We start from the raw sequence: 16,527 nt of genomic DNA on the forward strand, positions 1-16,527 counted from the left end.
TGGAAACAATTATTGTGTTTAATCATTACAACTATCTTGGAGGACAACAATGTTAGACTTTGAAAAGGTAATACCAGAGGATGTAGGAATATCTTCCACAGGACTTATCAGCTTTGCCAGAAAGCTTGAATATAACAACCTTCCGATGCACAGCATAATTGTTATGCGACATGGTAAAATATGTATGGAAAGCTACTATGCACCATACACGAAAGACACTCTTCACAGAATGTTTTCTGTCACCAAATCTTTCGTTTCACTTGCCATAGGGCTGCTTGCTGATGAAGGCAGAATATCACTTGATGACCATATTGCAGATTATTTCCCTGAAAAGCAGCCAGAAACAGGTGTGCACCCATATATGCAGATGCTCACAATAAGGCAGATGCTCACAATGAGAACATGCCATGATGTGAATGCATACAAAATCGGAGGTTCCCCTGACTGGGTAGGTTCTTTCTTCACTGTTACACCCGACCATGTTCCTGGAACTAATTTCTCTTATGATACAGCTTCAACACATACATTGGGTGCACTTGTTGAAAAGCTCACAGGTATGGAACTGCTTGATTATCTGAGAACAAAATTCTTAGATGAATTGGAGTTTTCTAAAGAAGCATTTATATTAAAATCTCCTGATGGCAAAGTAAGCATGGGTGGTTCAGGAATGTGTGCAAAACCACGGGATATCCTTAAGGTTATGTATGTTGTATCTCAGAATGGTAAACTTGATGGAAAGCAGTTGCTGCCTTCCGGATATCTTAAGGAGGCAACTGTTAAGCAGAGTGACCCTTATGGAAAATCAGGTTCATGGGAAGAAATGCAGGGCTATGGCTACCAGATATGGATGACAACTCACAATGGTTATGCATTTTTTGGCATGGGTGGACAGCTTGCCGTATATTACCCGGATAAAGATGTTATTCTTGTTACCACTGCTGATGCACAGGGTCGTCAGGGTGGAGTACAGCTGATATATGATACATTTTACGAAGAAGTATACAGCCATATTGATGCATGTACTTATAATGGTGATAATAGTGATTATGAAGAATTCCAGAAGTTCGAGAATTCACGCCAGCTTCTTGTGCAGCCGGGCGAATATAGTTCAGACCTTGTAAGCAAAATCAACGGACAAAACTACGAATTTGGCACTAATCCATGTGGTGTAACAGACATAAAGCTCACATTTAACGGGGATGAAGGAACATTTTTCTATACTAATGCAACAGGAAATCACGAGCTGCATTTCGGACTCGGAAAGAATGTTTTCCAGAACTTCCCTGATTATAATTTCAAATGTGGTGCAAGTGCAGCTTTCAGGACAGACAATAATCTTCTTATCAAAGTGCAGATTATTGATAGTTCCGTCGGCAATATGTATATATCATTAAGCTATATTGATGATTATGTTACAGTTATGATGAGAAAGCTTGAAGAGAGTTATTTTAATGAATACGATGGTGTGTTCAGTGGCAAATTAAGCATTTAGATATCAAAGGGCGATCACACTTACCTGTATGACCGCCCTTTTCCTTTACTTTTCTATGATTCTTCCTTCACTAATCTCAATTATCTCGTCAGAGAGCATCTCAAGTTCTTCCTTATCGTGGCATGCAATTATGATAAGCGCACCTCTTTTCTTCTGTTCCTCAAGTATCTCATGAACCTGCTTTGCTCCGGCTTCATCAAGTGCGTTGATAGGCTCATCAAGTATGATAAGGTCAGGATTCTCCATGTAGGCTGCAGCAATTCCCAGCTTCTGCTTCATACCAAGAGAATATTTTCTATAAGTTCTCTTATCATCAGGGTCAAGACCTACCTGATGTATTACCTCTCTTATATGTTCATCATCAACTCTGTTCTGGATTGAAGCAAGCACCTTAAGATTCTTAAAGCCCGTATAATTACCGATAAATGCGGGATTCTCTATTAACACTCCGACACTGTCCGGAAATGTCATATCCTTTCCAAGAATCTTGCCGTCTATCTCAACAGTTCCCTCTGTTGCTGATATAAGACCGCATATAACCCTCATAAGCATTGTCTTTCCTGAGCCATTCTTTCCCTTTAATCCGTACACTTTACCACTTGTAAGTTCCAGATTAACATTATCAAGAACCTTTGCCTTCTTTATAACCTTTGAAACATTTGTAAGCTTTATTACCATAATTACACCCTCCAATCACTCTTCTTTAATATATCCATTCTCCTAAACGAAACATATCCTGCAATTACTGAAATAACTATCAGCACAATATCTGCAATAACCGTCAGCGTAAGGCTCCCGCCTTCAGGTGTATACATAATATTTCTTAACGCCATGAAGCCGTTACCTATAAACAGGAATGACCTGAAAAATACTCCCATAATCAGTATAACTACGACAGCAATGTACCCGATAATCGGTCCCATAATCTGTGAAACGCATATCTGTACAAGGCATATTGCAATTGTTGTGAGAATCCCCACAATAATCATATACACTGTAAGTCTTGTAAGATTCGGATTATTCTTTATCAGTGTTTTGTCGTAACCGTCTATACTGATACACACCTGTTTATTGACCTGCAGGCTCAGTCTTCCGCCTGCCAGCGAAACACCGGCTATCTCAAGTATTAAGATTCCATAACAGATACATGCAGTAAACACTGCCCATATACATTTGGATAACCACCATACCAGCTTCTTACCTGCTCTCATAAGCACCATTCCGCCATAACCGTTAATATCCTTGAATGGATAGTTACCTATTGCAAAGCCAATAAGAATATTAGGAAGTATGTATGCTGTCGGAATATTAATATCTGTCTGTACATCCACAATCCAGCGCATCCCGCGAAAGATATATAATATGATATCCGATGATGTGTATTGTCCCATAAAATGTTTTGTCTTACAGCGCACAAGAAAGTCTGTTATAAGAACAGCATATACCACTGCAATCAGAAGAAATTTCTTCCACTGATGCACTATTCCATTAATGAAATCATATTTTATCTGAAAAATCACATTTTTCATCTGAAAAAGTCCTTTCTTCTGATAATAACAGTTGTTACCAGTGACACAGCCAGACACAGTATCAGCGGATACAATATATTCCGCCATATCTGCACACCGTTCATATAGATATTGCCTCTTAACTTATAATAATATGTAAGAAATCCCATATACGCCATGTTCTCAAAGCTGCTCACAGCCAGGGCAGCAAGGAAACCTGCCCACTGGTTATTAGTAAGCCACCACATAATCATCATAAGCGTGCCTGATACATACAGTATTGCAAATGCTTCTATAACAAATGCAATTATAAAAAGCCACAGTGATGGGCGGTTCTGTACTATATCTCCTGTTGCCATGAATGCCTTGCTGAATTTTTCATCCCAGTTATATACTTTTCCTGTCATCAGATACCCGGCTGTTAAAGTTACCACCGTAATATACGCAGAGAAAAATCCTGCTGCCACAACCATATTAATCTGTGAATTAATCCACACATTTCTTACATTCTTTCTTCTTATAACTATTGCACTGTTCAAATCATATTTCTGAATATAAAGAACATAAAACAATACAAATGGAACAACATATCTCCACATTGTACTTACATTCACACTGATAAGTGCATCATACAGGCACGGATTTCCATTAATAACGGACTGACTCACAAGTTTTAGAATTATATCCATCGGTACAAGCGCTGTTACTAACACAAACACAGCCGCCGTAAGTGCAGCCTCGCTTACATTAAATAATAATTTTAATTTCTTCATCCATCTATACCCCTGATTACAATCGCCTGTCTTACTGGATAAGCCTTAAAACACAGATATATATCTTCATGAAGGAGCTTATCCAGCTTCTTTTCACTCAGATAATTTTTACTAATGACATATGCCAGTGTAAAGTCTTTGACCTCGCCTTTATCAACAGATACATTATCTTCACATACCATTCCCTGATTTTCATATCCATCCGGTATATAACAAGATTAGAGTCTGTCACAATACTGAACATATTAAACTTATCCTGTGACTCATTCTGAACTTTAACCTTTAAAACTATATAATTAAACCTGCCCAGTTCCTTAACACTGGCGCTGTATTTTTCATTAACTTCCCGTTCAGTGCAGTAATCAATTCCTGTAACCGTAATCTTTATCCCATCAGAATACTGTACCCATTCATCCTTCTCTACAATTTCTTCTTCCGGCTCTGGAAATCTGTGATTCACATCTATATATCCAACTGCAACTACTACAGCAATTACTGCCATTATTATAAATGTAATTATAAACGGGTGCTTTCTTATGCTGAATCTGCCTTTAGTATGTTTCATGCTTAAGCCCTCCTATAAAATACACAACAACTCCAAGTATCAGTAATACTGCTATATACACTATGAACGATGCTCCTGTATTGGTCTGTGCCATATTAAAAAGCTTTGTCGGTGCAATACCTCTCAGCCATTTCTTATCAGACATGCGCAGTATCGCATTTGCAAATTCAGTAATAATATATGGTGCAAGCATAGCCACAAATCTGTTATTAACTATATTAGATACAATAAGTGCTATTGTTGCCATAAGACCTCCGCACACAAAAAGCAGAATCATATACATAATCATATAAATGTGTGGATGTGTATAAAATATTGCTGACCATATACTTTTTGGAGAACTTGCAAATACACCAACCGGCCACACAAGTGATGGAAGAATAGTTATCGCAGTCAGGTAATTAATAAGCAATGGCATAACCACTACCACACCTCCCGTCACAAACACTGCAATATATTTGGCAGCAAGATAATTAAACTTAGCTGTTCTCGTTACATAATTCTTAATAATTCCACTTTTAATATCTGACAGATATGTAACTGCATACGGCATAGCCGCCAGTATCGGAATCAGCCTTATAAACAGACTGTATTCAAATGATACTCCATTACCTATCCACACCTGAAATGCACTTATCGGCATAAGTGTGGCATTATCAGGCATATATCCCATCAGCGGATTCATGGCTGCCGGTATAATCCTGGTTATAATCTGTGCTATACTTAACCCCATCCCAATTATAAGAGCCAGCCACAGACTCCAGCTTTTAAATGCCCTTTCGAGCTCTGTCTTAATCATCACCTTCATACTGTTTTCCTCCCGGCTACTTGTCTATATCAAGCTTTACTATCGGAGAACCAACAGGAAATGCTTTATCAGTTGTACTGTAGCATGTATACAACGAATCTATAGTAAGACCATCTGTTGTTATATCCTTATATGTATCTATATATTGACCTCCAACATTAGCAGTTGTTCTTGTGTAAGAAGTAACAAATTCATAAGGAATGACCTCCATTGCAACAACCTCTTTAGTTTCTCCCGGCTTAATTGTAAGATGATGTCTGAATATTTCATGGTCATCATGAATATTAAGATATGATTGTCTGCTTTCTATGGTTGAATAATATGTTGCATCGTCCTGTTCGTTATATCTGAAGCAATACAAACGGAATCCGTTCGACAGAAACTGAAAATCTTCATCACCATTATTAGTAATCTTTAACTTCATCAGCAGGGCAACCTGCTTGATACCTTTTCTATCATTTTCAAATGTTCCATCTTCATTAATCATCTTGTCATATGCACTGAATTTTTCTGGTGTTTCAGTATCATATTTTATATATTCAGCTATGTCCTCCTCGCTCATCAGCTTGGATAACTCATCAACATTTTCAGCAATGGCTGTTTCACCTATACTGTATGTAAATTTGGTAACCAGTTTCCCTGTATAAATCTCCATATCAACATCTGAATATCTTTCAGCATATTTAGGACTACTTGAAACCATTCCCGCAAACACATTATCAACTTTGTTCTCACGTGATTCGTTCTCCTGAATAATTCCTGTCTGATTGGTCTGATTCTCTACGGCTGTGCTTGTCTCCTGAAAACGCTTCACATCTTCAATGCTCTGTCTGCTGCAGCCTCCCATTAATAATATTCCTGCCATAAGGACCGGAATAATTAAACATTTTCTTCTCCCCATAAGTACCTCCTTGATATAAGTTCTCTTACACTTATATACGAAATACATTTGTAAAAAGTTGAAAAATAATAAAAAATTCCCGGCAGGCCATTGTGTATTCACACTTCTGGTCTGCCGGGAATCATTAATTATAATCAATTATCAAATTGTTAATTAGAACATAAGTCTTAATACCCATGTAAGGAAATTAACTGCAACATATGAGATTGCCATTATAAGAGGTATCTTCTTCTCATCCTTGCATAATGCTCGGATTGCTATGTATACAAATGCATATCCTGCTACATTAGAAAATACTGTTACACATGAAGATATTCTGTCAATGAATCCTACTGATGTAAGACCTGTTACCCAACTGAGTAACTCTGCTGGTATACCAAGTACTGCTGTAATGGCATATACTGCAAGGCCCTGCATATATGTAACATTAGCCTTGTTAAATGCCTTTGCAAGAAGCATAACTACAAGTGCAATTACAGCTGCCGCTACTGCTACCAGAAGAATCTCAAGAAGCATGTTCTTGAATATTGAGCCTGCTGGATATGGCTTGGTATTAGTATATGAGCTGTAGTAAGATGAAAGTAAGCTGTCAAGTTCTTTACTTCCTGTTGTAACCTTTGCCTTACTGTTAGCAATTAACATATCAAATAATCTTGTAAGCATGTTAATAATTGCCTGACCACCAATAAGTATTGCAATCATAATAACATTAGCTTTAGCAACATATGCTGATACTGTTTCTACCGGCGATGTAAACAAGCCTTCAACACATTAAGATAATCAAGGGCTGCATTAGCTCCTGCCTTCTTCACTGCATCCATCTGCTGTGAAGCCTGCTGCTGATTAAATCCCTGCTGTGTCTGCTGACCTGCTCCCTGCTGGAATGTCTGCTGCGCTGCCTGCTGAGGCTGTGCTGCTCCGGCTGACTGCTGTGCCTGCTGACATGTACAGACTTCTCCGTCCTGTAACTGTCTTCCACAATACTTACAAAAACTCATTTCTTTTCCCTCCTGAAAGTAAAAGTTAAAATATTGTATGGTTGTTGTCTTAACCTTTTTTATAATACCATATATATTTATTTTCAGCAACGACAATATATGCATATTACCATGCTGTAAGGTATCAAAGATAAACTTTTATATGTTACTGTGCACATGCCTTTTCAAGTACTTCAAAATAGTTCTCAAATGTCTTACAACAGCACTCGTAATTATCTATTATTATGCCATCAACACGCAATCCGATTAATGCAAATGACATTGCCATTCTGTGGTCATTATATGTGTCAACAACACCTGGCTTAACATTGGCTGGAGATATCTCTATACGGTCTCTTCCCTCTTTGACGTCAACACCAAGATTGTTAAGCTCGTTGACCATAGCCTCAATTCTGTCTGATTCCTGTAATCGTATATGTTCAATATTCTTGATAACTGTAGTAGTCTTTGCAAATGGAGCAATAGCCGCAAGTGTCATTGACTGGTCTGAGAAATCATTCATATCAACATCCACACCGCAATATTCTCCATCCTTAGGTCCGCTGACACATATACCCTCGCGTTCCTCTGTCACAGCACAGCCCATCTGCTTAAGAACATCTATGAACTTAAGGTCACCCTGCATTGAGTTAGAATGTACTCCCTTAACGATAGCTGTTCCGCCTGTAAGTGCTGCTGCCGCATAGAAGTAGCAGGCTGCTGAAACATCCGGTTCAATATAATATGTCTGTGGATAGTAACCCGAACCCTCAGGAACTACATATTCTGCCCCTTTATGGTCTACCACACATCCAAACTGTTCCATCATCTTAGCTGTTATACGCACATATGATCCTTCTGTTTTATTACTTGTAATATGAACATGTATTCCTTCTTCAAGCATCGGAGATGTCATCATAAGTGCGCTTAAGAACTGTGTACTTTCACTTATACTTATTGAAACATGATTCTGTGGTTTCTTCCCACCATACGCTGCACCTTTTACATTAACTGGAAGATGTCCGTCTTTCTCAAGAAACTCAATCTCTGCTCCCATGCTCTGTAATGCTTCAAAAAGCGGAAGCATTGGTCTTTTCTTCATCTGTTCAGAAGCTTCAATTGTGTACTCACCATCTGATAATGCAAGCATGGCTGTAAGGAATCTTGCCGCTGTTCCGGCACTTCCCACATTGATTGTTGCTCTCTTCTTAGGAATATCTCTTCCATGTCCATGAATGATAACATATCGTTCAACTTCGTTTACTTCGATAATATATCCAAGTGCGATAAGACTTAAAAGAAAATGTCTCGAATCGTCACTGAACAAAACTCCTTTAAGGGTACATTCACCCTGTGATAAAGCTGCCATAAGCAGCGCTCTGTTAGTAATACTCTTTGAACCAGGCACTTCAACTGTACAGTGAATCGGGTGGTCCAGCTTCTTAACCTTGTACTGTGACATAATTTTACTACTCCATTAAACGTAATTATCTCTCGTCCATATCAACATATGTCTGTGATGTCCAACATATTTGTATGCAGGACGAATAATCTTGCCTGCATTAACAAGTTCCTCAAGTCTGTGTGCGCACCAGCCTGAAATTCTTGAAGTTGCAAACATAGGTGTAAACATTTCTTCTGGAATACCAAGCATTGTGTATACAAATCCACTATAAAAATCGACATTGGCACAGACTGGCTTAAACATCTTTCTCTTGTTCATGATAAGCTGTCCTGCCTCGCTTTCAACAAGTTCATATAATGCAAATTCTTTCTGCATTCCCTTCTCTTCTGAAAGCTGTTTTGCAAATTTCTTAAGAATAACTGCTCTAGGATCTGAGTTAGTATATACCGCATGACCCATACCATAGATAAGTCCTGCATGGTCAAATGCTTCTTTGTCAAGGATCTTGTTAAGATATGTACATATCTCATCTTTATTGTCCCAATTGCTGCAATGTGCCTTAATATCTGTAAACATTTCCTGAACCTTTAAGTTAGCACCACCATGCTTAGGTCCTTTAAGGGATGCGATTGATGAAGCAATTGCTGAATATGTATCTGTTCCTGATGAAGTAACAACATGAGTTGTAAATGTTGAGTTATTACCACCACCATGCTCTGCATGAAGAACAAGACAGATATCAAGAACCTTTGCTTCAAGTTCTGTAAAGTCTCCGTCATCTCTTAACATATAGAGTATATTCTCGGCTGTTGAATAACCTTTCTTAGGATTCTTTATCATAAGTGTTCCATCAAGCTTAAAATGTCTGTATGACTGATAAGCATATACTGAAAGAAGAGGCATCTTGGCTATAAGCTGAAGACTCTGTCTTAATACATTAGGAATTGAAATATCATCCGGCTTCTCATCATATGAATAAAGACTTAAGATACTCTTCATAAGAGAATTCATAAGGTTAGTACTTGTAGCTTTCATAATAACATCTCTGATGAATGCACCTGAAAGTTCCTGAAGGTCTGTTAAGATTCTTATGAATCTGTCTAACTGATCCTTGTCTGGAAGTACTCCGAATAACAGAAGATATGTTGCTTCCTCAAATCTGAATCTGTCAAGGCTGCTTCTCTTGATAAGCTCCTCAACATTATATCCCTGAAAATATAATTCTCCGTCTACAGGTATCTTTCTTCCGTGAACACTCTGGTTACCTAATACATCTGATATCTCTGTGAGACCTGTAAGTACGCCGTTACCATTGCTATCACGAAGACCTCTCTTTACATCATACTCTGTATACAGATTCTGATCGATTATACCTGAGGCTGTACACTCTTTTACAAGTTCCTCAAAATCGCTCTTATCTACTGTTGAAAGTTCCATCATTTCCTGATTGTTCATGGCTTTCCTCCTCCTGATTATTTCCCGCATAGCTAAACGCAGATGAAGATATTATATCTGCTACTAATAGTGTTTGTCAATTTACTGCTGGCTGTTTCCTGTCTCATCTCTCATTCCAATTACAGCATCAGCAAGCTGTCTCAGATCATCTGCGCTTTCCTGGGTAAACCCTTTCTTGCTTACAACCAGGCAGTTATCATCCCCAACAAACAGATACATATTATCAGAATCCTGATTCCATTTTACAACTTCATTCCAGCTGAATGTGTCACTGTCGTTTTCTTCGTCTGTAATAATAATATTCTCTGCATCTATCTCATATGAAAACTTAACTCCTACCATTTTCCCATATATATTATAGAACTTACGTCTGTTACTCTTGTCCATTCCGATAATTCCAATATACAGAAAAACTACAGCCACAACTCCGAACAGCAGAATCATGAATGTATCCGCATGAACATTGCCTGTCAGCTTCATCACAAATTCTCTTACCATCATCATTGCAAATATTATTCCAAACAGCTTATATATAAGCTTAAATGTTTTATATCTGCTATTGCCTGCCTCACAGGCCCGCATAGCCCCTTCCATACATTCCTTTGTGAATGCTGTTTCATTCTTTATTGTCATCAATTCCTCCCTTGCATTATCCCCATATGTAAACCATTAAACGGTTCCCGTCTAAGTAATAATTTTAAGCCCGGTGGGGGATGTGTGTCAATCGTATATTGTGATGTGGGGAGTGGAGCTGTATAGCATATATTGCACGAATATGATATAATATTTATATACAAACTCTTGAAATCAGAAACATGAATTGAAAAAAGAAAGGAGTCTTCTTATGAAACTTGCTTGTATTACCGGAGCATCTTCCGGCATCGGAAAAGAATTCGCATATCTGCTTGCAGACCTTGAATATGACCTGATTCTTGTTGGAAGAAACACAGCGGCACTTCACGAAATTGCTGATAATGTAGCTGTCAGGTGCAAATGTATCACATGTGACTTATCTGATGAGAAATCATGTGTAAAGCTTGGCAAAAAACTCCGCAAATATCCACTTGATATTATGATTAATAATGCCGGATTCGGAGAGCTTGGCACATTTGCTGAAACGAAATTAAAGAATGATATCAACATGATTAATGTTAATATTAAAGCTGTGCATATACTTACAAAGGCCGTACTTCCAGGCTTTATACAACGTGACAGGGGCTACATCATGAATGTGGCGTCAAGTGCCGGACTGCTTCCTGGTGGACCATATATGTCTACCTATTATGCAACCAAGGCTTATGTGACAAGCCTCACTACTGCAATACACGGGGAACTGCGCGACTTAAAGAGTAACGTTCACATAAGCATGCTCTGTCCAGGTCCTGTTGATACCAACTTCAACAATGTTGCCAATGTAAAGTTCGCATTATCAGGAATTCCTGCTGATTACTGCGCCTATTATGCACTTTGTAAAATGTTTACAGGCAAACTTACCATTGTTCCGACATTTACAATGAAAGCCGGAGTTTTTGGCAGCAGATTCCTGCCAAGACAGGTACTTGCCTTTATGACGGGACACCAACAGAAAAAAAAGACAGACAATATCTGATATGATACTGCCTGTCACTGATTTAGAATTTTTTTGAAAATATAATATTCTTTCTTTCAACAAGCACTGCCTTGTTGAAGAACACATTAACTGCAGCCTTGTAATCAGCCATTCTCTGGGATTTCTTGATTGCCTTGATTTCTTTTTTGCAATCATCAAACACATATTCCATATAACACCACATTTCTTTCATTCTGTGTATGGCATGTGTATCTCCCGGCATTATGGCTGTGCGGGCTGCGTATACAAGGTCGTGAAGCTCTTTCATCTGCTTCTTATCTGCATTAAGGTCTCGCACCATCGCCTCAGGATTATCATCTGTTAATACATTAATCAGTCCGGGGTCCGCGATAAGCCCTCTTCCAAGCATAAATGTATCAACCTCCGGAAACATCTCCTTCATCTCAAGGAAATTCTTCCTTGTAAATATATCTCCGTTAAGCACTAATTTATTCCTGCTGTTATCCACTGCGTATCGGAAAGCGTCAAGATGCAGCTCATTTCTGTAGTAATCCGTACGCACTCTCGGATGAACAATAAGTTCCTCAAGAGGATAAGAATTATACACCTCCATTATCTGTGGAAAACTGTCATCATCTTCAACACCGATTCGTGTCTTGACCGAAACCTTAATATTCTCTCTTATAAATGCATCCTCAAACACCTCATCAAGAAAACGCTCAAGCTTTTCTGTGTCGCGAAGCATTCCTGAGCCTTTATCCTTTGAAACAACTGTGCCTGACGGACAGCCGGCATTAAGATTAATCTCGCTGTAGCCGTATTTTTCATAAAGCATTTTTGCCGTCCATATAAAATCCTTAGCTTCATTAGTCATGACCTGTGCAACTGTATATGTATCCTTATTATGCCCGCGGTCTATGTCCCTTATCTCTCTTGCAAGAAAATTCTCTGACTTATTAGGTGAGATAAACGGTGTAAAATATTTTGTAATTCTGCCTTTTCCAAATGTTTTCTCGTAGGCATTACGGTATGTAAAATCTGTAAGCCCCTCCATCGGAGCCATATATAGTATTGCTCATATACTGTATCTTTCTGTTATTCTAATGTAAATGTGCCGTTGCTGTTAGTCACAATGGCTGTCTCGAAAAATTCTTTTACTGCCTTTATCATGTATTCTGTGTCCATAATTCCTGCTGTCTCGTAAGGTGAGTGCATTGCAAGCTGCGCAAGCCCGATATCTACTGTGTTCATTGACACATGGCAGTTAGCTATATTTCCAAGTGTTGAACCACCCGGAATATCTGAACGGTTAGCAAATTCCTGTGTCGGAACTCCCGCTCTTGTACATATTTCTTTAAATATTGCCGCAGAAACCGCATCTGTTGTGTATTTCTGATTGGCGTTGTATTTGATGACTATTCCTTTATTCATATGAGGTCTGTTAGTCGGATCTGCTTTCTCCTGATAATTAGGATGAACCGCATGTGCATTATCCGCTGAAAGCATGAATGAACCTGCACACGCCCTTATATAATCCTCATTATCCTTGCCGGCACACGATGCAATCCGCATAAGCACATCTGATAAAAATGTTGAATCTGCTCCCTGCTTGGTGCTGCTGCCAACCTCTTCATTGTCAAATACTGCGCATACTGCAACACTTTCCTGATTGCTCTCGTCGCTGTCTATAAGCGCATTCATGCATGAATATGCACACATCACATCATCAAGTCGTGGTGCTGATATGAATTCATTGTCTGCACCCCAGATTGTTCCTGCCTGTCTGTTGTACAGAAACAAATCACTGCTTATCACTGACTCTTTATCTGTCTGTGCTGCATCAGCTATTATACTGTCAAAAAGCCCTTTGGATTCTGCCTCTCCTATAAGCGGAATCATATCCTTCTGTGCATTGTAATTAAGCCCTGTGTTGGCTTCCCTGTTCATGTGAATTGCAAGATTAGGTATTATGCATAAATCCCTGTCTACATTTACAAGGACTGGCTTTAATACTGCACCTTCCCTTACTATTGCTCTTCCTGCAACCGAAAGCGGTCTGTCAAACCACGGTGCCATAAGCATGCCGCCGTATTTTTCCACATTTAACGAAACATAATTCTTATCCGTTGTCAGCTCAGGATTCTCTTTTACCTTAAATGACGGTGAATCACTGTGTGCGGCTGCAATCTGATAATTGATAAAGCCCTCTGCCGCCGGCATTCTGAAAGCTATTATGGAAGAATCATTTCTTGTTACATAGTATTTGCCACCCGGTATAAGATGCCATCTGTCCCTCTCATTAAGGCGCACAAATCCGGCGTCGTCCAGCAAATCCATAAAATTCGCCGTTACCTGAAATGCTGTAGGACTTTTTTCTATGAATGACATCATATCTTTTGATACATTTATAAATGTGTTTTCTTCCATAACTGCTCCCTTCTATCTGCGTCTTCTTTGTCTGTTATGTCTTCTTCTCTTATTGTTCTGTGCCATAATAACTACTGTTACGATTATTATCGCAACTATCACTACAACAATAACCACAAATATTACAACTATGCTATTGGATTCTTTCTTTCCATTGACATCTGATACTTTGTTGTCTGTTGTCTGTGTGTTGTCGTCTGTTACCACATTTGCAGCATATTCCCTATAAACGGTATGGTTACACAGACTGCATGTTCCTGCTTCTATTCCATCTTTCTTGTCTGTTCCCGTAGCTTCTTTTACAACACTGTAATTGTCAACCTTATGCTCGTGTATTGTGTATTTATCTGAATATGTATAACCACATGTGCTGCATGTATGTGTTGTGTAGCCGAAATCCGCTGCTGTTGCTTCTGTCACTGTGTCAGTGTATGAAGGATTGCTGCACATTTCAGGAAGGAGTGTAACTGAATAATCATATGTCTCATTTCTCTTGAAATCTGATGTGAAGCCTGAATATGCATATGTCCAGTTCATGACCTCACCCATATTTGCCTGACAGTATGCACGGCGGTCTGTATTATCTTCGAAAAATGTTATCATTCCCTTAACTTTGTTGTTAAGCACTTCGCCCTGATATGTCTTTGACAGTTCCAATGGATATACCATATACATGCCGACAAGTCCGCCATCATGCACATATCCGTGGTCTGAATCATATCCGTCTATTGTTATAGAACAATTTCTTATATTAAGGAAGCCGGCTGCGTAAGCACCACCCATGAACTGCTCATCTCTTACGGCTGCATCTGTATCAACGCAGACAAGTGTTACATCTGTAGTGATGTTATCAAGATTGCCGCTTCCAAATCCTGCAATTCCACCTGTTCCCCACATCTTAGCTGAATCTGTGAGTGACACATATGTATCCTTAATCATACAGTCTGATATATCGCTATTATCAGCAAGACCTGCCACTGGTGCTGCAAAGCACGGTTCTGTTGAAGTTACTTCAACTCTTGCACCGTATATGTTAAGACCTGTTACTTTCGAATCCTTAAGAACACCAAAAAAGCCGGCTCCATATGTTTCGTACTCTTTTCTGTTACCGTCATAGGTCATCATTGTATGCTTACTTACCGTCTTTACTGACAGGTTAAGTATGCTATGTCCGTTGCCGTCAAATGTGCCAGAAAAATCCCATGGTGTCCACTCAATTCCTGTCATATCAACATCTGTCATCAGCTTATAATTACCTGTAGCTGTCTTTGCTGCCTCCACAAGTTCTGATGCTGTGCGGATTTCTGTGTATTCTGATGCTGCCTGGCTTACAGTACTTCCTGATGTTTGTGTATCTGCCTTCGTCATATTAGCCGGAAGTGCTGTCACTGCAAGTATTACTGCTGCTATCGCCGCTACCTTTTTTATAATTGATTTATTAAACATTTTTATGCCTCTTTCTTCTGATATATTTGCATCTTTCGCTGTCTGATTATAACGCAAAGTGATATTTCGGTCTAGTTTTGTTTTTGTAAATTGTGAGAGACGGACGCCGCGTTAATTATGTATATTTCCCTCCCCAGACACGCTCCCGCTCGGTGGAAAACGTAACGGTACTAAACTCGCCTTGTCGTGCGCCGCTTTACGCGGCTTCTCAGGCTCGTTAAGTGCCGACGTTTTCCAACGGTCTGTGTCGGGGAATATACATAATTAACACGGCTGGCTTTCTCAGCACTGCACGGTGTCGTAAACCTGCCGGCATCACATCTCCTCCCAGATAAGCCTGTGACATCTGGGAGGGGGCGAAGTAAGCGGCGGGCGGGTGGATAGTGTTGGTTTCAGACCGTTGAAAAACGCCTGCACTTAATGAGCTGGGAACCGCATTTTATGCGGCAAACCAGCGAATTTAGTACAGCTGCGTTTTTCACCGAGCGAGAGCGTGTCTGAAAATGACACTATCCACCCGCCCGCCGCGTCCGTCCGCCACCACCTCCCGTATGTCACAACTTAAAACTCAAACTTCAATATCTCGCAATTCTTTATCTTAAACACCGAAAACTCCTCGTTCCCCATATCTTCAAAATATGACTTTACCATTCTTGCAATTCCATTATGTGCAACCAAAAGGTATGTTTTATCAGGCTGTGCCTTTATATCATCAAGCAGATTATATATACGCTGTGCAAGATGAAGCATTGTCTCTCCTCCATCAAAACTACATATAAAGTTGCATTTGGCTTTTGCAAATTCTTCTCCATCTCTTGGTGTTGATTCGTATTTACCGAAATTCTGTTCCTTAAGTCTTATCTCTTCGCGCGCTGGTATTCCTGTAATCTCAGATACATGAAGTGCTGTAGCTTTCGCTCTTATAAGTGGCGAATACAGGATTTCATCTATCTGTATTCCTTCTGCAAGGATCTTCTTTCCTAACTCTATTGCCTGTTCATGGCCTAAATCTGTGAGTGGTGAATCTGTTGCACCACATATCTTGTTCTCGACATTCCAGACAGTCTGACCATGCCTTGTAAAATACACCATTCCCATTATATTTCTCCTCTCCTGCCTTTTTGGACTTCATCATACCTTCTCCCCGCTTCAACGTCCAATCTGCCACGCTTCGGCTTCCCTTTTGGACTTCATCTTACC

General features: G+C 39.4%; 17 protein-coding genes. 2 read left to right on the plus strand and 15 right to left on the minus strand.

What is annotated here, in order from left to right; genetic code table 11:
• Positions 1–49: 49 nt before the first annotated feature.
• The gene (locus DW963_RS12265) at positions 50–1,492 is read left to right on the plus strand and encodes a serine hydrolase domain-containing protein (RefSeq protein ID WP_117916110.1); all 1,443 of its coding nucleotides are present in this window, start codon (positions 50–52) and stop codon (positions 1,490–1,492) included.
• Positions 1,493–1,537: 45 nt separating this feature from the next.
• Here the strand turns inward: DW963_RS12265 and DW963_RS12270 are convergent, their stop codons facing one another.
• The 11 genes from DW963_RS12270 to DW963_RS12320 all read right to left on the minus strand — a co-directional run bounded on the left by DW963_RS12270 (position 1,538) and on the right by DW963_RS12320 (position 10,517).
• The gene (locus DW963_RS12270) at positions 1,538–2,170 is read right to left on the minus strand and encodes an ATP-binding cassette domain-containing protein (RefSeq protein WP_117916112.1); all 633 of its coding nucleotides are present in this window, start codon (positions 2,168–2,170) and stop codon (positions 1,538–1,540) included.
• Between the two features lie 2 nt (positions 2,171–2,172).
• On the minus strand, positions 2,173–3,108 hold the full coding sequence (locus DW963_RS12275) for a DUF2705 family protein (protein WP_158568729.1): 936 nt from the start codon (positions 3,106–3,108) through the stop codon (positions 2,173–2,175).
• Complete coding sequence (locus tag DW963_RS12280; RefSeq protein WP_055287396.1) at positions 3,018–3,773, minus strand: hypothetical protein; 756 nt, start codon at positions 3,771–3,773, stop codon at positions 3,018–3,020. Before DW963_RS12280 ends, DW963_RS12275 begins: the two co-directional genes overlap by 91 nt.
• A 97-nt stretch (positions 3,774–3,870) precedes the next feature.
• A complete protein-coding gene (locus DW963_RS12285; RefSeq protein WP_117916116.1) occupies positions 3,871–4,338 on the minus strand; it encodes a hypothetical protein in 468 nt (155 codons plus the stop codon).
• A complete protein-coding gene (locus DW963_RS12290; RefSeq protein WP_117916118.1) occupies positions 4,325–5,146 on the minus strand; it encodes a hypothetical protein in 822 nt (273 codons plus the stop codon). Before DW963_RS12290 ends, DW963_RS12285 begins: the two co-directional genes overlap by 14 nt.
• Before the next feature lie 16 nt (positions 5,147–5,162).
• Complete coding sequence (locus tag DW963_RS12295) at positions 5,163–6,047, minus strand: hypothetical protein (protein ID WP_117916120.1); 885 nt, start codon at positions 6,045–6,047, stop codon at positions 5,163–5,165.
• Between the two features lie 153 nt (positions 6,048–6,200).
• Positions 6,201–6,806, minus strand: coding sequence for a hypothetical protein (locus tag DW963_RS12300; RefSeq protein ID WP_117916122.1), 606 nt, complete (start codon positions 6,804–6,806; stop codon positions 6,201–6,203).
• Positions 6,788–7,045: a hypothetical protein gene (locus tag DW963_RS12305; protein WP_117916124.1), complete on the minus strand. Its 258-nt coding sequence runs from the start codon at positions 7,043–7,045 to the stop codon at positions 6,788–6,790. Before DW963_RS12305 ends, DW963_RS12300 begins: the two co-directional genes overlap by 19 nt.
• A gap of 145 nt (positions 7,046–7,190) precedes the next feature.
• Positions 7,191–8,486, minus strand: a complete 1,296-nt coding sequence (aroA, locus tag DW963_RS12310) for a 3-phosphoshikimate 1-carboxyvinyltransferase (protein ID WP_117916126.1) — start codon at positions 8,484–8,486, stop codon at positions 7,191–7,193.
• A 15-nt stretch (positions 8,487–8,501) separates the two neighbouring features.
• Positions 8,502–9,884: a citrate/2-methylcitrate synthase gene (locus DW963_RS12315; protein WP_117916128.1), complete on the minus strand. Its 1,383-nt coding sequence runs from the start codon at positions 9,882–9,884 to the stop codon at positions 8,502–8,504.
• An 81-nt stretch (positions 9,885–9,965) separates the two neighbouring features.
• Positions 9,966–10,517 (minus strand): YcxB family protein, encoded by a 552-nt coding sequence (locus tag DW963_RS12320; protein ID WP_117916130.1) that lies wholly within the window; start codon positions 10,515–10,517, stop codon positions 9,966–9,968.
• A gap of 211 nt (positions 10,518–10,728) precedes the next feature.
• On the opposite strand from DW963_RS12320, the gene DW963_RS12325 reads away from it, so the two are divergent.
• Entirely contained in the window at positions 10,729–11,493 is a 765-nt protein-coding gene (locus DW963_RS12325) for an SDR family NAD(P)-dependent oxidoreductase (protein ID WP_117916132.1), read from the plus strand.
• Positions 11,494–11,515: 22 nt separating this feature from the next.
• Here DW963_RS12325 and DW963_RS12330 read toward each other — a convergent pair whose 3' ends face one another.
• The 4 genes from DW963_RS12330 to DW963_RS12345 form a co-directional block, all read right to left on the minus strand.
• Positions 11,516–12,517: a tRNA dihydrouridine synthase gene (locus DW963_RS12330; protein WP_117916134.1), complete on the minus strand. Its 1,002-nt coding sequence runs from the start codon at positions 12,515–12,517 to the stop codon at positions 11,516–11,518.
• Between the two features lie 32 nt (positions 12,518–12,549).
• Positions 12,550–13,881: a M18 family aminopeptidase gene (locus DW963_RS12335; protein WP_117916136.1), complete on the minus strand. Its 1,332-nt coding sequence runs from the start codon at positions 13,879–13,881 to the stop codon at positions 12,550–12,552.
• Between the two features lie 12 nt (positions 13,882–13,893).
• On the minus strand, positions 13,894–15,327 hold the full coding sequence (locus tag DW963_RS12340; RefSeq protein ID WP_117916138.1) for a hypothetical protein: 1,434 nt from the start codon (positions 15,325–15,327) through the stop codon (positions 13,894–13,896).
• 561 nt (positions 15,328–15,888) lie between these two features.
• Positions 15,889–16,425 carry a histidine phosphatase family protein gene (locus tag DW963_RS12345; protein WP_117916140.1) on the minus strand — a complete coding sequence of 179 codons (537 nt, stop codon included), beginning with the start codon at positions 16,423–16,425 and terminating at the stop codon, positions 15,889–15,891.
• Between the last annotated feature and the right edge of the window lie 102 nt (positions 16,426–16,527).

The sequence above is a fragment of the Eubacterium sp. AM46-8 genome (assembly GCF_003466705.1).
GTDB lineage: Bacteria > Bacillota > Clostridia > Lachnospirales > Lachnospiraceae > Lachnospira.

What these genes read in the sequence shown, in the direction of transcription:
- DW963_RS12265 (WP_117916110.1), top strand. Translation starts at nt 50, where the DNA reads ATGTTAGACTTTGAAAAGGTAATACCAGAGGATGTAGGAATATCTTCC.
- DW963_RS12270 (WP_117916112.1), bottom strand. Translation starts at nt 2,170, where the DNA reads ATGGTAATAAAGCTTACAAATGTTTCAAAGGTTATAAAGAAGGCAAAG.
- DW963_RS12275 (WP_158568729.1), bottom strand. Translation starts at nt 3,108, where the DNA reads ATGGCGGAATATATTGTATCCGCTGATACTGTGTCTGGCTGTGTCACT.
- DW963_RS12280 (WP_055287396.1), bottom strand. Translation starts at nt 3,773, where the DNA reads ATGAAGAAATTAAAATTATTATTTAATGTAAGCGAGGCTGCACTTACG.
- DW963_RS12285 (WP_117916116.1), bottom strand. Translation starts at nt 4,338, where the DNA reads ATGAAACATACTAAAGGCAGATTCAGCATAAGAAAGCACCCGTTTATA.
- DW963_RS12290 (WP_117916118.1), bottom strand. Translation starts at nt 5,146, where the DNA reads ATGAAGGTGATGATTAAGACAGAGCTCGAAAGGGCATTTAAAAGCTGG.
- DW963_RS12295 (WP_117916120.1), bottom strand. Translation starts at nt 6,047, where the DNA reads ATGGGGAGAAGAAAATGTTTAATTATTCCGGTCCTTATGGCAGGAATA.
- DW963_RS12305 (WP_117916124.1), bottom strand. Translation starts at nt 7,045, where the DNA reads ATGAGTTTTTGTAAGTATTGTGGAAGACAGTTACAGGACGGAGAAGTC.
- aroA (WP_117916126.1), bottom strand. Translation starts at nt 8,486, where the DNA reads ATGTCACAGTACAAGGTTAAGAAGCTGGACCACCCGATTCACTGTACA.
- DW963_RS12315 (WP_117916128.1), bottom strand. Translation starts at nt 9,884, where the DNA reads ATGAACAATCAGGAAATGATGGAACTTTCAACAGTAGATAAGAGCGAT.
- DW963_RS12320 (WP_117916130.1), bottom strand. Translation starts at nt 10,517, where the DNA reads ATGACAATAAAGAATGAAACAGCATTCACAAAGGAATGTATGGAAGGG.
- DW963_RS12325 (WP_117916132.1), top strand. Translation starts at nt 10,729, where the DNA reads ATGAAACTTGCTTGTATTACCGGAGCATCTTCCGGCATCGGAAAAGAA.
- DW963_RS12330 (WP_117916134.1), bottom strand. Translation starts at nt 12,517, where the DNA reads ATGGCTCCGATGGAGGGGCTTACAGATTTTACATACCGTAATGCCTAC.
- DW963_RS12335 (WP_117916136.1), bottom strand. Translation starts at nt 13,881, where the DNA reads ATGGAAGAAAACACATTTATAAATGTATCAAAAGATATGATGTCATTC.
- DW963_RS12340 (WP_117916138.1), bottom strand. Translation starts at nt 15,327, where the DNA reads ATGTTTAATAAATCAATTATAAAAAAGGTAGCGGCGATAGCAGCAGTA.
- DW963_RS12345 (WP_117916140.1), bottom strand. Translation starts at nt 16,425, where the DNA reads ATGGGAATGGTGTATTTTACAAGGCATGGTCAGACTGTCTGGAATGTC.